Consider the following 25,446-nt stretch of genomic DNA (forward strand, 5'->3'; position numbering starts at 1 on the left):
AGAACCCCGGTGGCGTCAGGACGCCGCCGGTTCTTTGCTATCGATGCGCATCGTCTCGGCCGCGCCCGGCCAACTGGCGGTCAAGCGGTCGAACGAGCAGGAAAGATGGTGATGCATGGCCGCGCGCGCGGCAGGCTCATCGCCCGCCGCGATGGCGGTGATGACGCGGCGGTGCTCGGTGATGGCGACGGCCCAGCTGTCCGGGTTTTCAAAGTAGTCGCCCAGTTTCACGGACAGGGGGTTGTGGCGTTCGTCGAACAGTTCGCCCACCACGCGCACCAGCACGGCGTTGTTGGCCATTTCGGCCACGCGCAAATGAAACAGCCGGTCGCCGCGGATGGGCACAAAGCCCGCGCGGGCTTCGTCTTCCATGGCGCCCACGGCTTCCAGCAGGCCGTCGACCAGCGCCGGCGTGGGGCTGCGGGCGGCCTGGGCGGCAAGTTCGCCTTCGATAGTCCAGCGGGCGCGGATGGTTTCCAGGGGGCTTTCGGCGGTCAGGCTGACGCGCGGCGAGCCCGACAGGCTTTGCACGTACACGCCCGACCCCATGCGCACTTCCACCCAGCCTTCGACTTCCAGCGCGATCAAGGCCTCGCGCACGGACGGGCGCGACACGCCCAGCTTCAGCGCCAGGTCGCGCTCCGGCGGCAAGCGCGCGCCCACGGGAAATTCGCCCGCTTCGATCAGCAAACGCAGCTGGTCGGCGATCTGGCGGTACAAGCGGCGCGGCTCGATGGTCTGGATCGGCATGGTGGGTGGGGTGAAACCGGACGGGTAAAGTGGCCTTACCAATTGACCAGAATCCTGCGCCTGCCGGCCATGCGTCACAATTAGGGTTTGCCCATAGGTTCGCGCCGCGTCACGCGGGCAACCCATATCTGTTAAAAAGCCGCCACACCCGGCCTTCCTACGCGCACATGACCCACGACCCGCAACACTCGCCCTTCAAAAGCTCCGGCGGCTTGCGCCGCATCCTGAATGCGCTGCGCTACTCGTGGCAGGGCTTGCAGGCGGCCGTCAAATACGAGGCGGCGTTCCGCCAGGAACTGGCCTTGGCCGTGCTGATGATCCCGGCCGCGTTCTTCCTGGGCCGCACCACGGTCGAGGTGTTCTTCCTGGTGGGCACGGTGGTGATGGTGCTGGCGGCAGAGCTGCTTAATTCCGCCATCGAGGCACTGGCCGATGCCTTGTCGGTGGAACGCCACCCGCTGCTGGGCCGCGCCAAGGACCTGGGCAGCGCGGCGGTCATGTTGCTGCTGATTTTTGCAGGCGCCGTCTGGATCGGCGTGGCGATCAGCCGTTTCGTCATGCATTGAAACGGTCAGCATCCCGTGGGGGATGCGGCCGTCTTTATACTGGGAGCCATGATGCCTAATTCGACGTCAACACGCTCTGAACGCATCGTCATCGTCGGCGGCGGTGCGGGTGGCCTTGAACTGGCCGCCAAACTTGGCCGGGTCCACGGCCGCCAGCACATCACGCTGGTCGACAGCCGGCCCTTCCACATCTGGAAGCCGTCGCTGCATGAAGCGGCCGCCGGCACCCTGGATATACACCAGGAAGGCCTGTCCTACCTGATGCTGGCCCACATGAACGGCTTTTCGTTCGCGCAGGGCCGCCTGGTCAGCGTAGACCGCGAGCGCCGCCAGATCGTGGTGGATGCCGTCAACGATACGCAGGGCCTGGAAGTTCTGCCGCGCCGCGAACTCGGGTACGACACCCTGGTGCTGGCCCTGGGCAGCACGTCCAACTTTTTCAACACGCCCGGCGCGGCCGAACACGCCGTCACGCTGGACACCACCGAAAACGCCGAACAGTTCCGCCTGACCATGCTCAAGGCCATGGCGTTGGTGGACCAGGCCAAGGTGCACAACCCGTCCGCCCGGCTGGATTTGGTGATTGTGGGCGGCGGCGCCACCGGCGTGGAATTGGCCGTGGAACTGACGGAAGCCAGCCACGTGGTCAGCGCCTACGGCCTGCCTAATTTCCGTGCCGAACGCGACCTGGCCATTACCTTGGTGGAAGGCGCGCCGCGCATTCTGTCGGCGCTGCCGGAAAAGATTTCAGAGGCCGCCACCCACCGCCTGACCGAACTGGGCATCGGCGTTGAAACCGCCTGCCGCGTGTCGGAAGTGACCGGCCACAGCGTCAAGACGGCCGATGGCCGCGAATTCCCCGCGCAGCTGTGCATGTGGGCCGCCGGCATCAAAGGCCCCGCCTTGCTGGCCGACCTGGGCTTGCCGCTGAACAAGCTGGGGCAGGTGGAAGTGAACGAACGTCTGGAAACGCCGGACCCGAACATCCTGGCCCTGGGCGATTGCTGCTCGGCGCCTTGGCGCGACGGCCGCAGCGTGCCGGCCCGCGCGCAAGCCGCGCACCAGGAAGCCGACTACCTGGCCAAGAAACTGACGGCCCGCCTGCGCCACAAAGCCGAACCCACCGAGCCCTACGTCTACCAGGACCACGGCTCACTGGTGTCGCTGGGGCAGGACGCCGGCGTGGGCAGCCTGATGGGCAAGCTTGCCGGACGGGGACTGTTCGTAAGCGGTACACTGGCGCGCTTGATGTACATGAGCCTGCACCTGATGCACCACAAAGCGGTGTTGGGCATTTCGCGCACGGCCTCCCTTGCCCTGGCTCGCCTGCTGATGCGGCGCACGCGCCCCCGGGTCAAACTGCACTGAACTCCCCATGAATTTCCTGCAAAAACTCGAACACGCCTGGACCACCAGCAACTCGCTTCTGCAAGTGGGCCTGGACCCCGACCCCCAACGCTTTCCGCGCGAATTGCAGGACAAGCCGGATGCCATCTTCCAGTTCTGCCGCGACATCGTCGACGCCACCGCGCCGTACGCTTGCAGCTTCAAGCCGCAGATTGCGTACTTTGCCGCGCACCGCGCCGAAGACCAATTGGAAGCGCTGTGCCAGCACATCCGCGACAAGCATCCCGACCTGCCGATCGTGCTGGACGCCAAGCGTGGCGACATCGGTTCCACCGCCGAGAACTATGCGCGTGAGGCGTACGATCGCTACCAGGCGCACGCGCTGACGGTCAGCCCGTACATGGGGCTGGATTCCGTCGAGCCCTACCTGGCGTGGCGCGACCGTGGCGTGATCGTGTTGTGCCGCACGTCCAACCCGGGCGGTTCGGACCTGCAATTCTTGAAGATGGATAACGGCGAACCGCTGTACCTGCACGTTGCCGGTCTGGTTGCCGACAAGTGGAACGCCAACGGCCAGTGCGGCCTGGTGGTGGGCGCCACGTTCCCGAACGAATTGGCGGCGGTGCGTCAGCGCATTGGCGACGCCCTGCCCCTGCTGGTGCCGGGCATCGGCGCGCAAGGCGGCGACATTACCGCCACGGTGAACGCTGGCGCCAACGCGGCGCGCAGCGGCATGATGATCAACTCATCGCGCGCCATCATCTACGCCAGCGGCGGCGACGACTGGCGCGAAGCCGCCGGCCAAGCTGCGAAGGGCTTGCGGGATGCAATCAACGCAGTGCGTTGATTTCCTGATCAGCCCCCACGAATTCCAGCAAGCCGCGTAACGCAAACTCCACGGCGGCCTGACGCACTTGCGTACGGTCGCCAGGAAACACGTGGGTGGCGGCGCGGCTGGTGATGCCGTCGCCCACCCGCATCGCAAACCCAAACGACACCATGCCCACCGGCTTGCCCGGCGTGGCGCCCCCCGGCCCCGCAATGCCTGTCGTGGACACGGCCACGTGCGCGGCGGGCGCAACCAACAACACGCCGTTGGCCATCTCAAGCGCCACGGGTTCGCTGACCGCGCCAAAGTGATGCAGCGCGTCGGGCGAGACGTCCAGCTCGGTCACTTTGGCATCGTTGCTGTAGGTGACGAAGCCGCGTTCGAACCAATCGCTGGAACCCGCCACCGACGTCATCGCGCCTGCCAACAGCCCACCGGTGCACGATTCCGCCGTGCCCAGCATCCAGCCATGGCGCCGCATTGCGTCGCCCAGCCGCTCGGCCAAGCCGGCCAGTGTGGCTTCCGACAACTGCGCCGCCGACAGATTCGAACGGGTATTTCCTTGCAGTTCGCTCATCCCAAGACTCCTGTGCGCGCGACCAGCACCATGACCAACAGGGCATAGCCCGCCGCGACGATATCGTCCCACATGACGCCAAAGCCACCCTTGATATGGGCGTCGAAGAACTTGATGGGCGGCGGCTTGACGATGTCGAACGTGCGAAACAACGCAAACGCCAACAACTGCGACAACCAACCCGCCGGCGTCAGCCACAGCACCAGCCAAAACGCCACCATCTCGTCCCAGACCATTCCGACATGATCGGCCTGCCCAAGTTCACGGCCTACGCGATGGCAAGCCCAGCACCCATACAGAAAGGCCAACGCCAGGAACACGCCAATCGCCAGGTCGGATGCCGCGGGCGCGGCGGCAACCCAGATGCCCCAAGCAAGTAGCGTGCCCCACGTGCCCGAGGCCGGCCGGATCAGGCCGCTGCCCAGGCCAAAGGCGATCAGGCGGCCAGGGTCACGGCACACCCACCCAAGCGTGGGATACGCAGCCCGCGAGCGTTCGCGCATGGACGGGGAGGACTTATCGGAAGAGGACATGGTGCCTGGGCCGCTTGAAAGAGGAGGAGGAAAACGGAAACCGGAATCGGCTATTCACATTCAAGCCGCCGGAAAATGATCGAAGCCGGCGGGCAGGTCGGCCAGCGGCTGACCTTGCGCATCCAACACGCGCAGCCCGGGTTGGGCCAGTGTGTGGCCAACGCGCGTCACCCGCGCTTGCGCCTGATCGGCGGCCTGTTGCACGGCCTCGCGCCGCGCGGCGGGCGCGGTAAAGCACAGCTGATAGACGTCGCCCCCGCCCAATACGGCGCGGCGACGCGGCGCATCGTCCAGCGCCGCCAAGGCGGCAGCCACCGGCATGCGGGCGTATTCCAGGTTGGCGCCCAGGCGGCTGGCGGCCAGGATGTGCCCCAGGTCTTGCAGCAAGCCGTCCGACAGATCGATGGCCGCGTGGGCAATGCCGCGCAGTGCCAAGCCCAGCGGGACCTGCGGTTGCGGCCATTCCAGCGCGGGGCGGGTTGCGGCCAGCAAGGCGTCGTTGGCGGGATACTGGCCGTCCAGCAATCGGTAGGCCACATCCGCCGCGCCCAGTTCGCCCGACACCCAGATATCGTCGCCCGCCTGCGCGCCGTCACGCCGCAATGCCTGCCCGGCGGGCACCGCACCGAACACCGTCACGCTGATGGCCAGATCGTGCGCGCTGCGGGTGGTGTCGCCACCGATGAGCGGGCAGCCGTGGGCATCGGCCAGTGCATGGAAGCCATCCGCGAAGGCAGCCAGCCAGGGTTCGTCCAGGCGCGGCAAGGCCAGGCCCAGCACGCAGCCGATCGGGCGCGCGCCCATGGCGGCCAGGTCGGACAGGTTCACGGCCAGCGCCTTGTGGCCCAGGGCGCGCGGGTCCACGTTGGAAAAGAAATGCCGGCCTTCCAGCAGCAGGTCGGTGCTGGTGGCGACCTGCTCGCCGGGCGGCACGGGAAACAACGCGCAGTCATCGCCCACGCCCAACAAACCCGCAGGCGCGGTGCGGGTGAAATAGCGCGCGATCAAGTCAAATTCGGACGCCACGGCAACTCCGAGACGCCGGCCGGCGGCCGGCTGGAAAACACATAAGAAAGGGGTCAGGCGCGGACCACGCCTGGCGCACCGTACAACGATGCGCGCAGGGCAGCCCGCGCCTGACCCCTTAAGAGGCCATCAGGCGGGGTCAGCGTCGCTGCTGCGCCGCCGCCTGGACCTCGTTGGCGCGCACGTCGGCAGCCAGTTTGTCGAGCACGCCGTTGACGAACTTGAAGCCGTCGGTACCGCCGAACGACTTTGCCAGTTCAACGGCTTCGTTGATGGCAACCTTGTACGGCACTTCGACATGATGAATCAGTTCGAAGCTGCCGATCAACAGGATGCCGTGCTCAACGGGCGACAACTCGGCCAGCGGGCGGTCGACATAGGGCGTGAAACGCTCGCGCAGCGCCGGGGCTTCGCGCAGGACACCATGCAGCAAGGTCTTGAACCATTGCGCGTCGGCCTCGGAAAAATCCTCGGTGTCGCGCAGATGGGCGTCGATCTCGCCGGCGTCCTGCGTGCCTTCGCCGCCGCGCAGCAGCCACGCGTAAACGCCTTGCAGCGCGAATTCGCGTGCACGGCGGCGTGCGCTGCGCGCGTTGGCGCGGGCTTGCGCCGCGCTATCAGCGCTGGTCGTCGTCTTCTTCGTCGTCAAAATCTTCGTCCTCGTCGTCTTCGTCTTCGTCTTCTTCCTCGGGTTCCAGCGCCGCCACCAGGTTGGCCATTTCAACGGCCACCTGGGCGCAATCGCGGCCCTTGCCGGCGGCGCGGGCTTGCGCCTGCTCGTCGGTGTCGACGGTCAAGACGCCGTTTGCGACGGGGATGCCGGTTTCCAGGGAGATACGGGTGATTGCAGTGGCCGTTTCATTGCTGACCACTTCAAAGTGATAGGTCTCGCCACGGATGACGGCGCCAAGCGCGATCAAAGCGTCGAATTCAAACGTTTCGGCCATGTGGGACAGGGCCACGCCCAGTTCCAGGGCGCCCGGGACGGTGGTGACCATCACGTCGCGTTCGTCCACGCCCAGCTCGGCCAATTCCTTCAGGCACGCTTCGAGTTCGGCCTGACCGATTTCTTCGTTGAAGCGGGCGCGAACGATGCCGATGTGCAGCCCTTCGCCGTTCAGGTCGGGGGTAAGGATGTAAGGGTTCATGTGTCGGCCTTAAGTGTTGCGGGAGTATTCTGCGGGTCGCAATCGTAACCCGTAATGGTCAGGGAAAAGCCCGCCATGCTGGGCATCTTGCGGGGCCGGGCCAGGAGCCTCATCTGGCCCACATTCAGGTCACGCAGGATCTGCGCGCCGATGCCATAAGTGCGCAAGCCGAAGCGGTCGGTGCTGGCGGCGGCGTCGGCCTGGGCCTTGGGGTCGCTCCAGCCGGCAATCTGGCCAAACAGGTGTTCCGTGGACGACTGGCAGTTCATCAGCACCAGCACGCCGGCCGGCGCGGCGGCAATGGCTTCCAGGGCCTTCGCCACGCCCCAGCTATGCGGGCTGGCGCCGGTGTCCAGCACGTCCAGCACGGAAGCCGGTTCATGCACGCGCACCAGCGTTTCGACGTCGGGAGAAACGTTACCATGCACCAGCGCCAAGTGGGCGGAGCCGGTGGCGGCGTCTTCGTAGGCCACGGCCTCGAAGGTGCCCCAGGCCGTCTGCATGGGCCGCTTGCCCACGCGCTTGACGATGGATTCGTGTTCGCTGCGGTACTGGATCAGGTCGGCGATGGTGCCGATCTTCAGGTTGTGCTGGCGGGCAAATTCCACCAGGTCCGGCAAGCGGGCCATGGTGCCGTCGGGCTTCAAGATTTCACAGATGACGGCGGCGGGCGTCAGGCCGGCCATGGCGGTCAGGTCGCACCCGGCTTCGGTGTGGCCGGCGCGCACCAGCACGCCGCCGGGCACCGCGCGCACCGGAAAGATGTGGCCGGGCTGGACCAGGTCGGACGGCTTGGCATCGCGCGCCACCGCCACCTGGATGGTGCGGGCGCGGTCGGCGGCCGAAATACCGGTTTCAACGCCTTCGGCGGCTTCGATGGACTGCGTGAAGTTGGTGCCGTAGCGCGTGCCGTTGCGGGCCGCCATCATGGGCAGCTCCAGTTGGCGGCAGCGTTCTTCGGTCAGGGTCAGGCAGACCAGGCCGCGGCCGTGGGTCACCATGAAGTTGATGGCTTCGGGCGTGACGAATTCGGCGGCCATGACAAGGTCGCCCTCGTTTTCACGGTCTTCTTCGTCAACCAGGATGACGATGCGGCCGGCGCGAAGCTCGGCGATGATCTCGGCAACCGAAGCGATACCGAAAGATTCCGGCTCGGAGCCGGGCAAAGAGGACAACTGGACGGACATGGCGGGCACGCAAACCAGGCGGGAAAGCCCGGATTTTACCGCCCCTGGGCCCAGAACCCCTATTGGTCTGCAAGAAGCCCGTTCGGCGGGGGTCATACGGTTAAACTTTCGCCCGGAGATCCCCCTTAAAACTCGAAGGAAAAACCTCATGCAAGCCCTTGCGGCCATGCCTTTGACCGTGGCGGCGGCGGTTCGCGTCGTCCTGACCGACATCGACGACACGCTGACCACCGAAGGCCGACTGCCGGCCGACGCCTACGCCGCGCTGGAACGCCTGGAGGCGGCTGGTATCCAGGTAGTGCCCATCACCGGCCGCCCGGCCGGCTGGTGTGACCATATCGCGCGCATGTGGCCGGTGCGCGCCGTGGTGGGGGAAAACGGCGCGTTCTACTACGCGTATGACCGCCAGGCCCGCCGCATGACGACCCACTACTGGACGGACGCCGCCTCGCGCCAGGCCAGCCGCAAGCGCCTGGATGCCATCCGCGACCGCGTGCTGACCGAGGTGCCGGGCTGCGCGGTGGCCAGCGACCAGGACTACCGCGTGGCCGACCTGGCCATCGATTTCTGCGAAGACGTGCCCGCCCTGCCCGATTCGGCCGTCAGCAAGATCGTCCAGATCTTCCAGGACGCCGGGGCGCAGGCCAAGGTCAGCTCAATCCACGTGAACGGCTGGTTTGGCGACTACGACAAGCTGACCATGACGCGCACGATGTTCCAGCGGGAATTCGGCCTGGACGTGGCCGACGCGCTGGACAGCACGCTGTTCATCGGCGATTCGCCCAACGACGAGCCCATGTTTGCGTACTTTCCGATTTCGGTGGGCGTGGCGAACATCCAGGCGCAATTGCACCGCTTGAAGGACCGCCCCGCGTTCGTGGCCGCCTATCACGGCGGCGCCGGGTTCGTCGAAATGGCCAACCGACTGTTGGCGGCGCGCCAGCAACCGCAGGCCGCGCAATCATCCCCAGCCCGATCGGCATAAGGGCAGACACACCGTGGCCACCTCCAAGACCCCCGCCGCGCCCGCCAATGATGGCCGCCGCAGCATCCAGTCCATCGAAGTGGGCGTGCCGTTGTTGTCCGCCCTGGTCGACGCCGGCAAGCCGCTGACCCTGCGCGACCTGGCGGCGGGCGCCGGCATGACGTCCGCCAAGGCGCACCCCTATCTGGTCAGCTTCATCCGCGTGGGGCTGGTGCAGCAGGATGCCGTTACCGGCCAGTACGAGCTTGGCCCCTTCGCCTTGCAGATGGGGCTGGTCAGCCTGCAACGGCTGGACCCGGTGCGCATCGCCATGCCGGAGATCGCCAAGCTGCAATCGGACATCGGCCACACGCTGGGCATCGCCGTGCTGGGCTCGCACGGCCCCACGATGATCCACATGACCGAAGCCAGCTACCCGGTGCACGTGAACATGCGCAAGGGCACGGTGATGTCCATGCTGCACACCGCCACGGGGCTGGTGTTCGCGGCGTGGCTGCCGCCCAAGGTCAGCGAACACTACATCGCGCGCGAAGAAGGCGACACCGCCGTCATCGCCAGCGTGCCGCCGCCGCGCAAGGCGTCGCGCGCCAATATCGAAGCCCAGCTGGCCGACATCCGCGTGCACGGCATGGCGCGCGCGCTGGGCAACCCGCTGCCGGGCGTGGATGCGCTGTCGGTGCCGGTGTTCGACAACACCGGCAACATCGTGCTGGCACTGACCAGCCTGGGCCCGACGGGGCTGTTCGATGTGTCGTGGGACGGCACGATTGCCAAACCGCTTCTGGCCTGCGCGCACGAAATCTCGCGCAAGCTGGGCTATCGGGGCTGATCACCCTGCCGGTGTTCGCAAACAAACGAACATAAAGCGAACAATTCGAACAAATCCCGAAAAGAAAGGCAGGGACTTTCCCAGGTGTGCCTGTCCCCTCTTGTGTGTTTGAATTCAGCAAATATTCAAATTCATCCCAAAGAGGAGACAAAACCATGCACGCGATGCGTCTAATGCAAGCGGCCGCCCTGGCCGCGTTCGCCGTTGGCGGCTCGGCCGCCAACGCCGCCGACACCTGCTCGAACCGTGGCGATCTGGACCAGATGTACTGCGACGCCAACAAGGATCTGGTGGCGGACACACCCTCCGACGCCTCCAAGCTGAAGACACCGTCGACCCTGGTGTTCACCTACACCCCGGTGGAAGACCCGGCCGTTTACGAAGACATTTTCAAGCCCTTCACCAAGCACCTGTCCGAATGCACGGGCAAGCGCGTTGTGTTCTATCAGGTGCAAAGCAACGCCGCTGAAATCGAAGCCATGCGCTCGGGTCGCCTGCACGTGGGCGGCTTTTCGACCGGCCCCACCGCCTTCGCCGTGAACATTGCCGGCGCGGTGCCGTTTGCCGTCAAAGGCTATGCCGACGGCTTCCAGGGCTACAACCTGATCGTCATCGTCAAAAAAGACAGCCCCTACCAGAAGCTGACGGACCTGAAGGGCAAGAAGCTGGCGCACACCGCGCCGTCGTCGAACTCGGGCCACATGGCGCCCGTGGCCCTGTTCCCCAAGGAAGGCCTGACGCCGGACAAGGATTACAAGGTGATCTTCTCGGGCAAGCACGACCAGTCCGTCATGGGCGTCAATTCCGGCGACTACGACGCGGCCGCCGTGGCGTCGGACGTGTTCAAGCGCATGGTTGAACGCGGCCAGGTCAAGGAAGCCGACTTCCGCGTCATCTACCGTAGCGAAAAATTCCCGACTTCGTCGTTCGCCTACGCGCATGACCTGGAGCCCAAGTTCCGCGACCAGATGCTCAAGTGCTTCTACGACTACCGCTTCCCCGCGGAAATGTCCAAGGCCTTCGATGGCGCCGACCGCTTCTATCCGGTGACCTACCAGAAGGACTGGGCCATCGTCCGCCAGGTGGCTGAATCGGGTGGCGAAAGCTTCAACCGCGCCGCCTACGACCGCGAATCCGCCAAGAGCAAGAAGTAATCCAGCATGACGACGTCGCTACGCATTTCCGGCCTGGTCAAGGAATACCGGGCCGGCCGGCCGGTTCTCAATGGCATCAACCTTGAAATCGCCGGCCAGGGCCTGACCGCCATCATCGGCCCTTCCGGCACCGGCAAAAGCACGCTTCTGCGTTGCATCAACCGGCTGATCGAACCCACCCAGGGCGAGATCGTGTTGCAGTCCAAGGAAGGCGCCGTGGACCTGGCCCGCGTGCGTGGCGCGTCGCTGCGCCGCGCCCGCCGGCGCATTGGCATGGTGTTCCAGGAATACAACCTGGTCGAACGCCTGACCGTGATGGAAAACCTGCTGACGGGCCGGCTGGGCTATACCTCGGCGCTCAAGGCCTGGATGCGCCGCTTTGAGCCCGAAGACATCGAGCACGCCTACAAGCTGCTCGATACCGTTGGGCTGGCCGGTTTTGCCGACCAGCGCGCCGATGCCCTGTCGGGCGGCCAGCGCCAGCGCGTGGGCATCGCCCGTGCCCTGATGCAGCGCCCGCAGCTGCTGCTGGCCGACGAGCCGACCTCGTCGCTGGACCCGAAGACCTCCGTTGAAATCATGGAGCTGCTGTCCGACCAGGGCAGCGCCACCGGCATCCCCGTCATCGTCAACATCCACGACGTGGAACTGGCGCGCCGCTACGCCACGCGCATCGTCGGCATGTCCGGCGGGCACGTGGTGTATGACGGCGACGGCCAGGGGCTGGACGCCACCATGCTCAAGACCATCTACGGAGGCGAGTCTTGGCTGGAATGACGCACCCCCGGGGCGGCCGCCCCTTTGCCATGTCCGGGCGCGCCAAGGCGGGCCTGGTGTTGCTGGTGATCTACACCCTCTATGCGGGCGCGCAGCTGGATTTCAGCTGGGCGCGCTTTGAAACCGGCATGGGACACGCGTCGACGTTTCTTTCGCGCATGTTTCCGCCCAATTTCGAAAAGCCCGCCACCTTGTGGAAGGGCATCGCCGAAAGTCTGGAAATTGCCGTGCTGGCCTCGGTGCTGGGCATTCTGTTCGCCCTGCCCGTGGGCCTGCTTGGCGCGCGCAACATGATGCCTGCCTGGGTGTCCTGGCCCGCGCGTTCGCTGGTGGCCCTGTGCCGCGCGCTGCACCCGGTCATCGTCGCCATCCTGTTCGTGAAGGCCGTGGGCTTCGGCGCGCTGGCGGGCATCCTGGCGTTGACGGTGGCGTCCATCGGTTTCATCGGCAAGCTGTTCACCGAGGCCATCGAAGAGATCTCGCTCAAGCAGGTGGAAGCGGTGCGCGCCAGCGGCGCGTCGTTCGCCAACGTGATTATCTTTGGCGTGCTGCCGCAGGTGTTCGCGCGCTTTATCGGCTTTGCCACCTACCAGTTCGACTCAAACCTGCGCAACTCCACCATGGTGGGCATCGTGGGCGCGGGCGGCGTGGGCGGCACGCTGTTCTCGGCGTTCCAGCGCTTTGACTACGACTTCGTCAGCGCCATCCTGCTGACCTTGATTGCCATCATCATGCTGGGCGAAATCATCGCGGGCTTCGTGCGCGCCGTATTCCTGGACAACCTGGGGTTCGACCGCATCCTGCAAGGCCGCTTCGCCGGCGCGCGGGGCATCGGCGCCAGCAAGCCGGCAGCCGTCCGCAAGGCGGAGGTGGAAGAATGAACGCCCACGCCTCAAGCCTGAACCCGCCCGGCTCGCCGCGTGTGTGGCAGCGCTACAGCATGGGCCAGCGGCTGCTGCGCTTTGCGCTGTACCTGCTGGTGGTGGCAGCCATCGCGCAGGCCATACGCGGCGTGGAGGTCATACCGGAATTCCTGTATGACGCGCCCGAGCAGATGGCCGACCTGTTCCGCCGCATGTGGCCGATCGACTGGGCCTACTACCCGGACGGCGTGCACAACGCGCTGATCGAAACGCTGCACATCGCCACCCTGGGCACCATCCTGTCCGTCTTCATGGCGGTGCCGGTGGGCCTGCTGGCGGCCAACAACCTGACGCCCAGCAAAACCATCAACATGCTGGCGCGATTGATCCTGGTGTCCAGCCGGTCGGTCAATTCGCTGGTATGGGCGCTGCTGTTCATCGCCATCTTTGGACCCGGTGCCTTGGCCGGCACGCTGGCGATTGCGTTCCGCTCGATCGGGTTCGTGGGCAAGCTGGTGGGCGAAGCCATCGAAGAAGCGCAGCGCGGGCCGATCGAAGCGGTTACCGCCACGGGGGCCAGCAAGGCGTCCGTGCTTTGGTATGCCTACTGGCCGCAGATCCGCCCGGCGTTCTGGTCCATCGTGCTGCTGCGCTGGGACATCAACGTGCGCGAGTCTGCGGTGCTGGGGCTGGTGGGCGCGGGCGGTATCGGCATGGCGCTGGATACGGCGCTGAACCTGTTCCAGTGGGATCGCGTGGCGCTGGTGCTGGCCGCCATCTTCGTGGTGGTCGTACTGGCCGAAATCATCATCACGCAGGCGCGCAAGCGCATCCTGTAAGCGCTGCTTCCTGATTACGCTTGTCGGTTTCCCCTGACCAGCGCTCCTTGGCGCCGCCCTTGAAAAAAGGCGGCGTTTTTCTTTTGTCCCGGCAACAGTGGCTTGTTGTGCACCGCGAATGGCGACTATGCTCGATGTGACCAAAATATGAACCGTCATCAAATCCGCCCCCTTGCTTGATTAAGATCTCGGCTTTTGCCGTCGGACACCCACCGCCATGTCGGAACAGGAATTGAAACTGCACGTGCCCGCCGCGACGCGCCAGGCCGTCCAGAACGAAGTCAAGCAACGCGACGCCACGCGCATCCGTCTGCACGCCATGTACTTCGACACGCCCGAACGCGAGCTGGCGCGGGCGCGCATTGCCATCCGGCTGCGTCAGGAAGGCCCGGACTGGGTGCAGACCCTGAAGATGCCCGGCATCAACGCCATTACGCGCATCGAACTGAACCACCCCCGCCCCGGCCCCGTGCTGGACCTGTCCGTCTATGCCGGCACCGAAGTCGAAGAGGCGCTGGGCGCAATCAAGGGCGAACTGGGCCTGCGCTATGAAACCGACGTGCTGCGGCTGCTGCGCAAGGTCCGCACCCGTTACGGCACGGTCGAACTGGCCTTTGACACCGGCATCCTGCGCGCGGGCGCGCTGGAGCTGCCGATTTCCGAACTGGAATTCGAGCTGATGTCGGGCCGCCCCGGCGCCATCTTCGCGGTGGCGCGTGGCTGGCAACAGCGCCACAGCCTGGTGCTGGACCCGCGCAGCAAGTCCGAACGCGGCGACGCGCTGGCGCAACTGGCCCACAAGCTTGCCGTTGAAGACGCCAACCCGGGCGACGATCTGGAAGCGCGCCGGGCCCAAGCGATTGCGCAATTCTGGGCACCGCGCGGCGCGGCCCCGGTCAAGCTGCGCGAAGACATGACAGCCCCGCAAGCCCTGGGCCGCATCGCCGCCGAATGCCTGGACCAGATCGCGCGCAACGCCGCCGTGTTGGCCGAAGTCGATACCGAAGGCGTGTACCGCGCCGGCAATTCCGAACACGTGCACCAGCTGCGCGTGGGCGTGCGCCGCCTGCGCTCGGCCTGGAAGCTGTTCGACGGCTGGGTCGCGCCGGTGCCGGACACGCTGCTGCAAGGCGTGCGCACGCACTTTGCCGCCTTTGGCGCCAACCGCGACCAGGACGTGCTGAACGAAACGGTGGCGCCCGCGCTGATCCACGCAGGCATGCCGGTGATTCCGATGGAAGCCGCGCCGCCTGAACAGGACGCGCAGACGATTGCCGCCGGCAAGGCGTTTCAGGCCTGGCTGCTGGAGCTGCTGGAATGGAGCCTGGATGTGCCGCCCGCGTTGCCATCCGGGGGCGCGCAGGCCGTGGCCAATGGCACGCCCAGCGATGCCGCGCCCGAACCGGCCATCCGGCTGGAAGGCGGCCTGGCGGCCACCAGCGTGAAGCCCACCATCATCCCCATGCTGGCGCCCGAACCCGACCCGCACCACCTGCGCAAGCAGCTGGCGCGGCGCCTGCACCGCTGGCACAGCAAGGTGGCGGAACAGGGCACGCAGTTCGCCAAACTGGATATCCCCACGCGCCATGAATTGCGCAAGCGTGGCAAGCGGCTGCGCTACAGCCTGGCGTTTGCCGAATCGCTGCTGCCGGCCGCCAAGCTGCGCGGCTATCGCAAGCTGTTGTCCCGCGTGCAGGACGTGCTGGGCGAAATCAATGACCTGGCCGTCGCCAAGGACTATTACGAGTCGTGCACCGCCACGCATCCGCAAGCCTGGTTCGCGCTGGGCTGGATCAGCGCGCGCCTTGAAGAGCTGGCCGTGGACGCACAAAAGGCCTTCGACGCCCTGGCGAAAAGCAAGCCTTTCTGGCGCTAGGCCAGGCCACGCGCGGCTGCGCCACGCGCGTCGGCGCGGTGGCCCCTGCGTGCGCGAATCGGTTGCGGGGCAGTGCCTGACTGGCGCGTCGGCGCCTTGGCCCGTCTACCGCATCTTCGCGACAAACGCCCGCGCGCCTTGCACCTGGACACGCATCTAGCAAGGCGTTTCAAAAAAGGGGCCAGAGTCAGCAACGGGTCAGCTTGCTGTCAATTTGTCGACATTAACGGCGTCAATACTGGATCGCTGTCGCCCGGCCGCCCTGCGCCGGTCGCATTCGTGGCCCGCAGCATCCCGCCCGACATTCGTCCTGTGTGACGGCACGACGGCCCTTGCGGGCCGTCAGCCCATCCACAACGACCGAACCATGGAAACCCAATCCCCCTTGCTCGCCCATGCAAGACGAGGCCTTGCGGCCTTATGCGCCTTGTCGCTGGTGTTCGCGCTGTCCGCTTGCGGCGGCGACGACAACGACTCTGACGAACCGGCTCCTGCTCCGCCCACCACGACGCCCACCCCGCCCGCGCCCCCTGCCGCGTGCGGGGTGCACTGCGCGCCTTGAGCCCGTTTCCCATCGATCACCAGGACAGACAAGCCAATGACGTTCGACGCATCCAAACGAAAGTTCTTCAAGACCACCGTGGGCGCCACCGCCGCGGTCAGCGCGCTGTCGATGTTTCCGCCCAGCATTCGCCGGGCGCTCGCCATTGAAGCCAGCAACGCCACCGGCACGATTCAGGACGTGAAGCACGTCGTGATGCTGATGCTGGAAAACCGTTCCTTCGACGGCTACTTCGGCACCTTCCCCGGCGTGCGCGGTTTTGGCGACCGCTTTCCCATTCCGCTGGCCAACGGCAAATCGGTATTCCACCAGACGCGCAGCGACGGCACCGAGGAATTGCCCTATCACCTGGACGCCGCGCAGGGCAACGCGCAACGCGCCGGCAGCACGCCGCACTCGTGGCCCAATTGCCAAGCCGCGTGGGACCACGGCCGCATGAACAAGTGGCCCAGCGCCAAGCAGCCGCTGTCCATGGGCTACTACGAAACCGCCGAAGTGCCGTTCCACCGCGCGCTGGCCGACGCCTTCACGCTGTGCGACAACTACCACTGTTCGATGCACGCCGGCACCATCCCGAACCGCCTGTTTTTCTGGACCGGCACCAACGGCCCGTCGGGCGACAACGTGTCGGTGGTGATGAACGAATGGAACGACGGCGCCGACGTGGGCCCGTCCACCGAAGGCTGGACGTGGACCACCTATGCCGACCGCCTGCAAGCGGCCGGCGTCAGCTGGAAGGTCTACCAGAACATCCCCGATAACTTCGGCTGCAACGAGATGATGAGCTTTCGGCACTGGCGCGCCGAGATCGAAAAAATGCCGGCGGACCGCCGCGTCACCAACCAGGGCGGCCCCGCGTACAACCCGGCCATCGACGACCAGTACAGCCCGCTGGCCAAGGGCTTTGGCAACACGATGGCCGACGGCGGCTTCCTGCAAAGCCTGCGCGACGACGTCGCGAACGGCACGCTGCCCGAAGTGTCGTGGATCATTCCGCCGGCCGCCTACAGCGAGCACCCCGGCCCGTCCAGCCCCGCCAAGGGCGCGTGGTACATCCAGGCCGCGCTGGACGCGTTGACACAGTCGCCCGAGGTCTGGAGCAAGACGGTGTTCCTGGTGACCTACGACGAGAACGACGGCTTCTTCGACCACATGCCGACGCCCTCGGCGCCGTCGCGCAACGACGACGGCACGCTGGCTGGCAAGTCCACGCTGACCGACGCGCAAATGGCGTTCGAGTATTTCGACTACCCGCCGGCCACGCCCAAGCAGCTGACCGCCGACGGCAAGCCGTTCGGCCCGGGCATGCGCGTGCCGATGTGGGTGATTTCACCGTGGAGCCGGGGCGGCTGGGTCAATTCGCAAGTGTTTGACCACACCTCCGCGCTGCGTTTTCTGGAACAGCGCTTTGGCGTCGTGGAACCCAACATCAGCGCGTTCCGCCGTGCCGTGTGCGGCGACCTGACCACCACGCTGGACTTCGTGTCGCCCAACAGCGCCCGCCTGCCGACCCTGTCGGGCCGCACGACCAAGACGGACGCCGACGGACTGACGACCTGGCAGGAAGCGCAGCCGGCCATCGCCATCCCCACGCAGCAAACGCTGGCCCCGCAGGCCTCGGGCACCCGCCCGTCGCGCGCACTGCCGTACGAGCTGCACACCAGCGCGCGCGAGCAAGCCCGCGAGAACCGCGTGCAGCTACTGTTCGCCAACGCAAGCGGTGCGCAAACGGCTGCGGTCTTTCATGTGTACGACAAGCTGCACCTGGACCGCATTCCGCGCCGCTACGTGGTCGAAGCGGGCAAATCGCTGGATGACGTCTGGGACGTGTCGGGCGACAGCGGCCAGTACGATCTGTGGGTGCTGGGCCCCAACGGCTACCACCGTTCGTTCTCGGGCGACTTGATGCGCGCGGCCGGCGCACAGCCCGAAATCCAGGTTTGCTACGTGCCGTGCGACGACGCCCAGGTGCAGGTGAAGCTGCACAACAATGGCACGCAGGACTGCGTCTTCACGGTGCAAGCCATGGCCTACCGCAACGATGGCCCGTGGACGGCAACGGTGGCGGCGGGACAGGTCGGCGAACTGAGCTGGCCGGTCACCAGCAGCGGCCAGTGGTACGACTTCACGGTGGGCTGCGACACCTACCCGGCATTCAAGCGGCGCTTTGCGGGCCGCATGGAAACGGGCAAGCACGGCATCAGCGACCCGGCGATGGGGCAGCTGGACAGCTGAAAATAAAACGGGACGGCGCCTTGGGCGTCGTCCCGTTTTGCGGTCCGGCAGGCGAGCGATCGGCTGCCGGATCAGCGCCGTATCAGCGCCGTATCAGCGCCGGGTCAATCCGCCAGCAAGGCGCCCGCGAATTCGTCCGCGACGAAGGGTTGCAGGTCTTCCAGGCTTTCGCCCACACCGATCCAATACACCGGAATCGGACGCACGCCCTGGCTGCCCGCCGCCACGGCGGCCAGCGTGCCGCCCTTGGCGGTGCCGTCCAGCTTGGTCACGACCAGGCCGGTCAGGTTGATGGCGGCATCAAAGGCGCGGATCTGCGCCAAGGCGTTCTGGCCGGTGTTGCCGTCCACCACCAGCAGCACTTCGTGCGGCGCCGATGCATCCGCCTTGCCGATGACGCGGCGGATCTTTTTCAGTTCTTCCATCAGGTGCAGCTGCGTGGGCAGGCGACCCGCCGTGTCCACCATGACCACGCCCATGCCGCGCGCGCGGCCGGCGTTGACGGCGTCAAAGGCCACGGCGGCCGGGTCGCCGCCGTCTTGCGAAATGACGCTGACGTTGTTGCGGCTGCCCCATTCCACCAGTTGCTCGCGCGCGGCCGCGCGGAAGGTGTCGCCCGCTGCCAGCAGCACGCTGGCGCCCTGGCGCTGGAACGTGTGCGCCAACTTGCCGATGGACGTGGTTTTGCCCGCGCCGTTCACGCCGGCGATCATCACCACCAGCGGCTTGGCGCTGGTCAGGTTGAAGCCGCGCTCCAGCGGGCGCAGGTGGTCGGCCAGCAACTGACGCAGTGCGGTCTTGACCTTGGCGGGGTCTTCAATGCGCTCTTTCTTGACCCGCGCACGCAGCGCGGTCAGCAGCTTCTCGGTGGCCTCCAGGCCCGCATCGGCCATAATGAGCGCCGATTCGAGTTCCTCGAACAGGTTTTCATCGACCTTCACGCCGACGAAAATGCCACCAATGCTCTGCCCCGTGCGCGACAAGCCTTGCTTCAGGCGCGACAGCCAGGAGGATTTCTTGGGCGCTTCGGGGGCCGGGGCGGGTGCGGGGGCGGGCGTGGGCGTCGACACGGGCGCCGGTGCAGGCGTTACGATCGGCGCGGGCGGCACAACCGGCGCTGGCGCGGCGGCTGGCACCGCTGCGGGCGCAGGCGCGAATGCCGAAGGGGTCTGAGGCGCGGCAGCCGGTGCAGGCGCGGACGATACCGTCGGCGCCGACATCGGCAACGGGGCACGCACGGATTCGGCGGCGGGCGCGGGCGGTGTAGCCGGTGTAGACGAGACAGCCGGCGCGCTCGGGACGGCCGGCGTTGCCACCGTAGGCGCTGCGGGCGATACCGGGGGCGTAATCTGCGGCGACGGCGCGGCAGGCGCAGGCGCGGTACCCGGAGCGGGAATCGGCGCGGGCGCCGGGCTCACGGGCGCCGGGCTCACGGGCGCCGGGCTCACGGGCGCGGCAACGGGTTCCGTGGGCGCAACCGGGGCGTCCACGACCTCAGGCGGCGGCGCGGGCTGGGCCGGCGCGGCGGGCGGAGGGGTTTTTTTCTTGAAGAAGCGGCTAAACATGGGTCACAAGTATATTCGTATCGTCGGGGGCCAATACAGGCGCACCCCCATCGCCGTTCCCGACGTGGAGACGCTGCGCCCCACGCCCGACCGGGTTCGCGAAACGCTGTTCAACTGGTTGAATCATCTTTGGGCCGGCGAATTCGCCGACAAACAGGTGTTGGACCTGTTCGCCGGCAGCGGCGCCCTGGGCTTCGAGGCGGCGTCTCGCGGCGTGGCGCATGTGCAGATGGTCGAGCGGGACAAGACCGCCGCGTCCGCGCTGCGGACACTGCGCGACAAGCTCAAAGCCGACATGATACGCATCCACGTGGGCGACGCCATGCAGGTCGCCGAACGGATGGATGCGTCCCGCTTTGACCTCATCCTATTGGATCCGCCCTTCGGACAGGGTTGGCTGCCGCGCCTTTGGCCGATTCTGCCCGGTATCCTGAGCCCGCACGGACTCGTCTACGTCGAGGCGGAAACGGCCATCGAAGCTCCCGAAGGTTTCCAGATCTTGCGGCAGGACAAGGCAGGCGCGGTCCACTACCATCTGCTGGAATTTGCTGCATTGCGGAAATAGATCAATAATCCGAGCTTCGGAGGATGGTGTACACCACTAATAACGGTACGGAGCTCGCATGATCATCGCTGTATATCCCGGCACTTTCGACCCGCTGACCCGGGGCCACGAAGACCTGGTCCGCCGTGCGGCCACGCTTTTCGACAAGGTCGTGGTGGGCATCGCCCACAGCCGCAACAAGAAGCCTTTCTTCAGCATCGACGAACGCGTTGAAATCGCGCGCGAAGTGCTGGGCCACTATCCCAACGTGGAAGTGCAAAGCTTTGGCGGCCTGCTGAAGGACTTTGTGCGCGACCAGAACGGGCGCGTCATCGTGCGCGGCCTGCGCGCCGTGTCCGACTTCGAATACGAATTCCAGATGGCCGGCATGAACCGCCACCTGCTGCCCGACGTCGAAACCCTGTTCATGACGCCGTCGGACCAATATCAATTCATCTCGGGCACCATCGTGCGCGAAATCGCCCAGCTGGGCGGCGACGTCAGCAAGTTTGTGTTCCCGTCCGTGGAACGCTGGTTGCAGGAAAAGGCCAAGGAACGCCGCGAGCAATCCTGGCCGGGCTGATCCACCGGCACGGCACCATCCCGAAGGGCGCGATTCGCGCCCTTCTTGCGCTGGGCGGCCGGCAGTACAATGGCAGCCGCCCCCGGCTTTACACCGTTGCCCACCATGGCCTTGCTCATCACCGAAGAATGCATCAATTGCGACGTTTGCGAGCCCCAGTGCCCGAACGACGCGATCTCCATGGGTGATGACTATTACGTCATCGACCCCGACAAATGCACCGAGTGCGTCGGCCATCACGACGAACCGCAGTGCAAGGTGGTGTGCCCGGTAGAGTGCATTGAACTGCACCCTCAGTGGAACGAAGGCCAAGAGCAGCTCATGGCCAAGTACCGCCGCCTGACCGGTGCCGCATGAGCGACGCCACGCAACACGGCATTCCCCTTCCCCCTGGTTCCCACCAAGCCCGCCGCGATGTCTCGGCATCGGCGATTGCCGCCGGCGTGGTCGCGGTGCTGGTCAGCTTCGGCGGCACCGCCGTGCTGATGGTGCAAGCGGGCCACGCAGCCGGGCTGGACGCCGCGCGCATCGGGTCGTGGATCGGCTCTCTAAGCCTGGCATTCGGATTTGGCGGCGCGTTCTACAGCCTGCGCACCGGCCTGCCCATTGTGATGGCGTGGTCCACGCCCGGCGCGGCGCTGCTGGTGACCGCGCTGGTGGGCGTGCCGTTCAATGAAGCCATCGGCGCCTATATCCTGGCGGCCGGCCTAACGCTGGCCTGCGGCCTGTTCGGCTGGATCGACCCCATCCTGCGCCGCATTCCCGGTGAAATCGCCGCCGCCATGCTGGCCGGCGTGCTGCTTAACTTCGGCATGGGCATCTTCAGCAACGTTGCCAACCAGCCCGGCCTGGTGCTGGCGATGTGCGCCACGTACCTGTTGTGCCGACGCTGGGCGCCGCGCTACGCGGTGCTGCTGGTGATGATCGTTGCCATTGCGCTGGCCTTCGCGCTGGACATGATCCGGCTGGACCTGCTGGACTGGAGCCTGACGCAGTTCGTCTGGACCACGCCCGAGTTCAGCGCCCAGGCCGCCGTCAGCCTGGGCATTCCGCTGTTCGTCGTGGCCATGGCATCGCAGAACCTGCCCGGCCTGGCGATTCTGCAAGCGGCGGGCTATCGGCCACCAGCCTCGCGCATCGTGGCCGCCACGGGCTTTCTGGGCCTGCTGGCCGCGCCGTTTGGCGCGCACAGCGTCACCATGGGCGCGATCAGCGCCGCCATCTGCACCGGCCCCGAAGCACATCACGACCCTTCCAAGCGCTACATCGCCGCCGCCACCTACGGCTTGGGCTATGTGGGCCTGAGCGTCGTGGCGGGCGCGGTAGCCGTGTTCTTCCAGGCCCTGCCCGCCGCCCTGCTGGCCGCGTTGGCGGGCTTGGCGCTGTTGGGCACGATCATGGGCGGCATGTCGGCCGCCATGGTCAACCCGCAACGACGCGAAGCCGCGCTCATCACCTTGCTGGCAACGGCGTCTGGCTTCAGTTTCTGGGGTATTGGGTCGGCCTTCTGGGGCCTGGTGGCGGGCCTGCTGGCCCATGCCGCGTTCGAGTTCAAGCGGCGTCAGTAAGGGCGCTGCCCTTCAGTCCGGCCAGGAGGCCACGGGCGTGTCGGGGTGCACCTTCATGATCCGGCAGGGCACCTGCACGAAGTTCGAGATCCAGGCCGCGGCCAGTTCCCCTTCGTCGATCACATCGATGGTCTGGTCGCCCACCTTCATGCTGTAGCGGACGCTGTCGTCGTCTTCGATAACGTCCAGCGGGATGTCCATGCGCAGCATGCCCGGCGCTTTCAACACCAGGTAGCCCAGGCGCAATTCCACCGCAACGTCGGCCAGCCGTGGGCACAGCTCACGATTCAGCCATTGGCCGGAATCGTTGGCGATCAGCCATTGGCGGTGATAGGCCGCAGCAGCCGGCTGGGCCGTGACGCCGCATTGCGCGATGGGTTGAAAGCTATCGGTGCTCATTTACCTAGCAGTCCTTTCAGGGCCTTGTCCACGGCCGCGCCGTTGCCGTTCTTGCCCGTGACGGCGTCGCGCAGCTTGTTTTCCAGGCTGCGCTTCAGGATGGCGCCGATGGCGTCTTTCCACAGCAGCGTGTACGTGGGCTTGTCGAACGGGCCCTTTATATGCACGGGAATCGTCACGTCTTTCAGGTCGATCAGTTCCTGGCCTTCGGGGTTGGCCGCCGGGTTGACGACGCGCGCACGCGCCACCAGGTCCAGCTCGCTCTTGACGAAGTCGATGTTGGCCGGATCGCCCTGCGTCACACGCAGCAGCGGCGACACGATGTTCAGGCGCTTGACGGCCGCCACGCCCTTGGTGAAGGCCAGGTCCGCGTCCATTTCCGAAAACTCGGTTTGCTTACTGGTGTCGGCGGGCACGGTTTCGTCTTGCGATTCCGGCTTGAACGCCGCCTTCAGTTCGCGCAGCGTCTCGGTCAGGTTGATGCCCTTGACCGCGCCATCGCGCAGGCGCACCTGCATCGTGCCGCCCAGCGCACTCTTCATGGCGTAAGCATTGGCGCCGGCCGTCTTCAAGTCCAGCGCCAGGCTGCCCGTGCCGCTGAGCACGTTGCGGTTGGCCAGGTCCATCAACAACGGTTCGATGGCGATACCGGCCAGCGACATCTTGCTGGCCAGCTGGTTGCCTTGCGCCGCATCCACCGACAACGCGCCCGCCAGCTTGCCGCCGTACAGGCCGGCGGTCAGGCTGGAGATTTCCAGCTTGCCTTTGTCCAGCTTGACCACGGCGGCCACTTCATCCGCCTTCAGGCCACGCACCACCAGCTTGCCGACCTTCAACGTGCCGTTGACGCTGGGGCCGATCAGGCCGGAGAGGTCGATGGTGTCGTCCACCGGCGCGGCAGGCGCGGGCGGCGCGGCGGGCTTGGAATCATCCTTCTTGCCATCGGCGGGGGGCTTGGGCGGCGCGGCCACCACGGGCGGCACCAGCTTGTCCAGGTCCAGCGTGTCCACCACCAGCGCGAACTTCACCGCAGGCGTTTGCGACAGCTTGGTGATGTCGGCGCTAAGGTCGAACTTGCCGCCTTCCAGCACGGCGTTGATCTTGCTGCTGGCCTGGTCTTTCAGCAGGTCGGCGTTCAGGCTGCCGATCACCGGAATCTGCAAGCTGCCCTTGGGCAAGCCCGGGTCGGTGATATTGACGTCGCCGCGCAGCGCCGACAAACCGCCGCTACGTTGCAACAGGTTCAAGGTCAGCGGCGATGCAAAATTCAGCTTCACGACGCGGTCGCCATTCTTGGACGTGCTGTCCAGCTTGGCTTCCTTGATGTCGAGTTCGGCGGCGTTGCCGCTGATGCCGTTCAGGCCAAAGCTGGCATCCAGGCCGCTGATGCGCACGCGGCCGGTCAGTGCTTCACCGGTGGCCGACGTGGGCGAAATGTTCAGCGCGGGCGCGTCCACGGCGAATTCAAACGGGCCGTCGGCCGAGCCGCCCTTGGCACGCACGGCGAGTTTTTCGATTTGCAGCTGGCTCTTGTGCGGGTCGATCGCCAGCTTGGGCATGGCCACGCTGGCTTCCACATTGGTGGCGCGCGCGGCCGGGTCGGTGATGTCGCCCTGGAAAACCACTTCCAGGCCCGCCACGTCCAGCGCGGATTTCTGGCCGTTGAAGGCCAGGTTGCCACGCACGGCCAGGCTCTTGGCCTCGGCGCCGGGCAACTTGCCGTCCATGCGCAGGTCCAACTTTTGCGCCGCGTAGCGCTTGGCGGACGGGTCCAGCGTCAACAGGGCCTGCCCCGTCAGGTTGGCGTCCACGCGCGGGTTGCCGCCTTCCACGCGCGCCGTCAGGCGCACATCAAAGGGTTGGTTGAACGTGACGCGGCCGGTATTGGCGTTGATTTTCGTGACCGCCACCGCCATGCCGGAAATCTCGTCCTGCAACTGCACTTCGCCGTCCTTCAAGTCCAGGCCGGCGATATCGATCTGCATGTTGTTGCGGTTGGCCGGCAAGGTGCCGCTGGTGATGGCCTGGGCCGCCGTCTGCGCCGCGCCCACCAGGGCTTCTGCCGGGTTGGATGGCGCGGTGGTGACGGTGGACGCGCCGCCGACCAGATTGCTGAAGTTGAATTGGCCGTCCTTGCCGCGCACCACCCGGGCCTTCAGGCCGCTGATGGCCACGTGGTCGACCACGAAGCTATTGGACAGCAAGGGCCAGACGGCAACCGCCAGGCGCGTGCTTTCAATGGAAGCGAAGGTGTCCGTGCTGTTCGGCTCGGACAGCGACACGCCCTGCACCGACAAGCCGATGCGCGGAAAGAGCGATAGCTCGATCTCGCCGTCGATCGTCAATGTGCGGTGATAGCGTTCTTGCACAAGCTCTTCCAGCTTGTACTTGTACGCGTTGGGGTCGAATGTCAGCAAGAAGATGGCCAGGCCAACGACGGCCACGACAACCAACACAACCAGGCCTATCAAAATGCGCTTGAACCACGTTTTCATTGCTGCCCCGTCGGTACCTCGACTGGAAATTCTTGGATGCCGCCCACCGCGCAACGCGCGGGGATGGTGCTGTAGCGGCGGAAAACCCACGCGCCAGTTGGAGCTGTCTGCCTTTCAGGGCGAGCCCTCGCTCCTGCCGGAAGCTTGTGGCCGCGGCGTTTGGAAAGAGGATCTACCAAGGAAGGCGTGCTGAAGACGTTGGAATCACC

At 66.1% G+C, this 25,446-nt stretch carries 26 protein-coding genes; 16 read left to right on the forward strand and 10 right to left on the reverse strand.

The features are described from left to right. Nucleotides 1-15: 15 nt before the first annotated feature. Nucleotides 16-750 (reverse strand): FadR/GntR family transcriptional regulator, encoded by a 735-nt coding sequence (locus AC0Z35_RS03095; protein ID WP_319301218.1) that lies wholly within the window; start codon nt 748-750, stop codon nt 16-18. 167 nt (nt 751-917) lie between these two features. Between AC0Z35_RS03095 and AC0Z35_RS03100 the strand changes: the two genes are divergently transcribed. From AC0Z35_RS03100 to pyrF, 3 genes are read left to right on the forward strand one after another with little or no spacing between them, the layout of a single operon-like run. Continuing rightward, nucleotides 918-1,316, forward strand: a complete 399-nt coding sequence (locus tag AC0Z35_RS03100; RefSeq protein WP_006221640.1) for a diacylglycerol kinase — start codon at nt 918-920, stop codon at nt 1,314-1,316. Nucleotides 1,317-1,364: 48 nt separating this feature from the next. Then, a complete protein-coding gene (locus AC0Z35_RS03105; protein ID WP_082134395.1) occupies nt 1,365-2,684 on the forward strand; it encodes an NAD(P)/FAD-dependent oxidoreductase in 1,320 nt (439 codons plus the stop codon). Nucleotides 2,685-2,691: 7 nt separating this feature from the next. Further along, nucleotides 2,692-3,510 (forward strand): orotidine-5'-phosphate decarboxylase, encoded by an 819-nt coding sequence (gene pyrF / locus AC0Z35_RS03110; RefSeq protein WP_319301213.1) that lies wholly within the window; start codon nt 2,692-2,694, stop codon nt 3,508-3,510. Here pyrF and AC0Z35_RS03115 read toward each other — a convergent pair. From AC0Z35_RS03115 to ribBA, 6 genes are all read right to left on the reverse strand, one after another. Next, nucleotides 3,494-4,069, reverse strand: coding sequence for a CinA family protein (locus AC0Z35_RS03115; RefSeq protein WP_046803773.1), 576 nt, complete (start codon nt 4,067-4,069; stop codon nt 3,494-3,496). The two genes, pyrF and AC0Z35_RS03115, sit on opposite strands and share 17 nt — an antisense overlap. Beyond that, nucleotides 4,066-4,572, reverse strand: coding sequence for a phosphatidylglycerophosphatase A family protein (locus AC0Z35_RS03120; RefSeq protein WP_046803772.1), 507 nt, complete (start codon nt 4,570-4,572; stop codon nt 4,066-4,068). Before AC0Z35_RS03120 ends, AC0Z35_RS03115 begins: the two co-directional genes overlap by 4 nt. A gap of 90 nt (nt 4,573-4,662) precedes the next feature. Further along, on the reverse strand, nt 4,663-5,628 hold the full coding sequence (thiL, locus tag AC0Z35_RS03125; RefSeq protein ID WP_104141989.1) for a thiamine-phosphate kinase: 966 nt from the start codon (nt 5,626-5,628) through the stop codon (nt 4,663-4,665). 139 nt (nt 5,629-5,767) lie between these two features. Next, a complete protein-coding gene (gene nusB / locus AC0Z35_RS03130; RefSeq protein WP_006227614.1) occupies nt 5,768-6,277 on the reverse strand; it encodes a transcription antitermination factor NusB in 510 nt (169 codons plus the stop codon). Continuing rightward, complete coding sequence (gene ribH / locus AC0Z35_RS03135) at nt 6,246-6,776, reverse strand: 6,7-dimethyl-8-ribityllumazine synthase (protein WP_046803770.1); 531 nt, start codon at nt 6,774-6,776, stop codon at nt 6,246-6,248. The genes nusB and ribH overlap by 32 nt, the downstream gene beginning before the upstream one ends. Next, nucleotides 6,773-7,963: a bifunctional 3,4-dihydroxy-2-butanone-4-phosphate synthase/GTP cyclohydrolase II gene (gene ribBA / locus AC0Z35_RS03140; RefSeq protein WP_046803769.1), complete on the reverse strand. Its 1,191-nt coding sequence runs from the start codon at nt 7,961-7,963 to the stop codon at nt 6,773-6,775. The genes ribH and ribBA overlap by 4 nt, the downstream gene beginning before the upstream one ends. A 148-nt stretch (nt 7,964-8,111) precedes the next feature. Here ribBA and AC0Z35_RS03145 point away from each other — a divergent pair, with 148 nt between their 5' ends. From AC0Z35_RS03145 to AC0Z35_RS03185, 9 genes are all read left to right on the forward strand, one after another. Further along, nucleotides 8,112-8,948, forward strand: coding sequence for an HAD-IIB family hydrolase (locus AC0Z35_RS03145; RefSeq protein ID WP_485131388.1), 837 nt, complete (start codon nt 8,112-8,114; stop codon nt 8,946-8,948). A gap of 13 nt (nt 8,949-8,961) precedes the next feature. Further along, the gene (locus AC0Z35_RS03150; RefSeq protein WP_046803767.1) at nt 8,962-9,777 is read left to right on the forward strand and encodes an IclR family transcriptional regulator; all 816 of its coding nucleotides are present in this window, start codon (nt 8,962-8,964) and stop codon (nt 9,775-9,777) included. 155 nt (nt 9,778-9,932) lie between these two features. Next, nucleotides 9,933-10,931, forward strand: a complete 999-nt coding sequence (phnD, locus tag AC0Z35_RS03155) for a phosphate/phosphite/phosphonate ABC transporter substrate-binding protein (protein ID WP_046803766.1) — start codon at nt 9,933-9,935, stop codon at nt 10,929-10,931. A 6-nt stretch (nt 10,932-10,937) separates the two neighbouring features. Then, the gene (gene phnC / locus AC0Z35_RS03160) at nt 10,938-11,708 is read left to right on the forward strand and encodes a phosphonate ABC transporter ATP-binding protein (RefSeq protein WP_046803765.1); all 771 of its coding nucleotides are present in this window, start codon (nt 10,938-10,940) and stop codon (nt 11,706-11,708) included. After that, nucleotides 11,705-12,589 (forward strand): phosphonate ABC transporter, permease protein PhnE, encoded by an 885-nt coding sequence (phnE, locus tag AC0Z35_RS03165; protein ID WP_485131387.1) that lies wholly within the window; start codon nt 11,705-11,707, stop codon nt 12,587-12,589. Before phnC ends, phnE (AC0Z35_RS03165) begins: the two co-directional genes overlap by 4 nt. Continuing rightward, nucleotides 12,586-13,410: a phosphonate ABC transporter, permease protein PhnE gene (gene phnE / locus AC0Z35_RS03170; RefSeq protein WP_046803763.1), complete on the forward strand. Its 825-nt coding sequence runs from the start codon at nt 12,586-12,588 to the stop codon at nt 13,408-13,410. The genes phnE (AC0Z35_RS03165) and phnE (AC0Z35_RS03170) overlap by 4 nt, the downstream gene beginning before the upstream one ends. Before the next feature lie 217 nt (nt 13,411-13,627). Further along, nucleotides 13,628-15,286 carry a CYTH and CHAD domain-containing protein gene (locus tag AC0Z35_RS03175; protein ID WP_104141984.1) on the forward strand — a complete coding sequence of 553 codons (1,659 nt, stop codon included), beginning with the start codon at nt 13,628-13,630 and terminating at the stop codon, nt 15,284-15,286. A 367-nt stretch (nt 15,287-15,653) separates the two neighbouring features. Further along, nucleotides 15,654-15,848 carry a hypothetical protein gene (locus AC0Z35_RS03180; RefSeq protein ID WP_485131386.1) on the forward strand — a complete coding sequence of 65 codons (195 nt, stop codon included), beginning with the start codon at nt 15,654-15,656 and terminating at the stop codon, nt 15,846-15,848. 36 nt (nt 15,849-15,884) lie between these two features. After that, a complete protein-coding gene (locus AC0Z35_RS03185; RefSeq protein ID WP_104141981.1) occupies nt 15,885-18,083 on the forward strand; it encodes a phosphocholine-specific phospholipase C in 2,199 nt (732 codons plus the stop codon). Between the two features lie 104 nt (nt 18,084-18,187). Here AC0Z35_RS03185 and ftsY read toward each other — a convergent pair whose 3' ends face one another. Next, nucleotides 18,188-19,303, reverse strand: coding sequence for a signal recognition particle-docking protein FtsY (gene ftsY, locus AC0Z35_RS03190; protein ID WP_485131651.1), 1,116 nt, complete (start codon nt 19,301-19,303; stop codon nt 18,188-18,190). A 343-nt stretch (nt 19,304-19,646) separates the two neighbouring features. Here ftsY and rsmD point away from each other — a divergent pair, with 343 nt between their 5' ends. From rsmD to AC0Z35_RS03210, 4 genes are all read left to right on the forward strand, one after another. Beyond that, nucleotides 19,647-20,213, forward strand: a complete 567-nt coding sequence (gene rsmD / locus AC0Z35_RS03195; RefSeq protein ID WP_046807919.1) for a 16S rRNA (guanine(966)-N(2))-methyltransferase RsmD — start codon at nt 19,647-19,649, stop codon at nt 20,211-20,213. 58 nt (nt 20,214-20,271) lie between these two features. Further along, entirely contained in the window at nt 20,272-20,775 is a 504-nt protein-coding gene (gene coaD, locus AC0Z35_RS03200) for a pantetheine-phosphate adenylyltransferase (protein ID WP_046807920.1), read from the forward strand. Nucleotides 20,776-20,880: 105 nt separating this feature from the next. Further along, a complete protein-coding gene (locus AC0Z35_RS03205; RefSeq protein ID WP_006221659.1) occupies nt 20,881-21,132 on the forward strand; it encodes a YfhL family 4Fe-4S dicluster ferredoxin in 252 nt (83 codons plus the stop codon). Beyond that, nucleotides 21,129-22,343 carry a benzoate/H(+) symporter BenE family transporter gene (locus AC0Z35_RS03210; RefSeq protein ID WP_046807921.1) on the forward strand — a complete coding sequence of 405 codons (1,215 nt, stop codon included), beginning with the start codon at nt 21,129-21,131 and terminating at the stop codon, nt 22,341-22,343. The genes AC0Z35_RS03205 and AC0Z35_RS03210 overlap by 4 nt, the downstream gene beginning before the upstream one ends. A 12-nt stretch (nt 22,344-22,355) precedes the next feature. On the opposite strand, the gene AC0Z35_RS03215 is transcribed toward AC0Z35_RS03210, so the two are convergent. Together AC0Z35_RS03215 and AC0Z35_RS03220 are read right to left on the reverse strand one after the other, a co-directional pair. Next, on the reverse strand, nt 22,356-22,742 hold the full coding sequence (locus AC0Z35_RS03215) for an MOSC N-terminal beta barrel domain-containing protein (RefSeq protein ID WP_046807922.1): 387 nt from the start codon (nt 22,740-22,742) through the stop codon (nt 22,356-22,358). Then, nucleotides 22,739-25,237 (reverse strand): AsmA family protein, encoded by a 2,499-nt coding sequence (locus tag AC0Z35_RS03220; protein WP_104141979.1) that lies wholly within the window; start codon nt 25,235-25,237, stop codon nt 22,739-22,741. Before AC0Z35_RS03220 ends, AC0Z35_RS03215 begins: the two co-directional genes overlap by 4 nt. Nucleotides 25,238-25,446 lie beyond the last annotated feature (209 nt).

It is taken from the genome of Achromobacter sp. 1L-A-4-B-C2 (assembly GCF_057291955.1).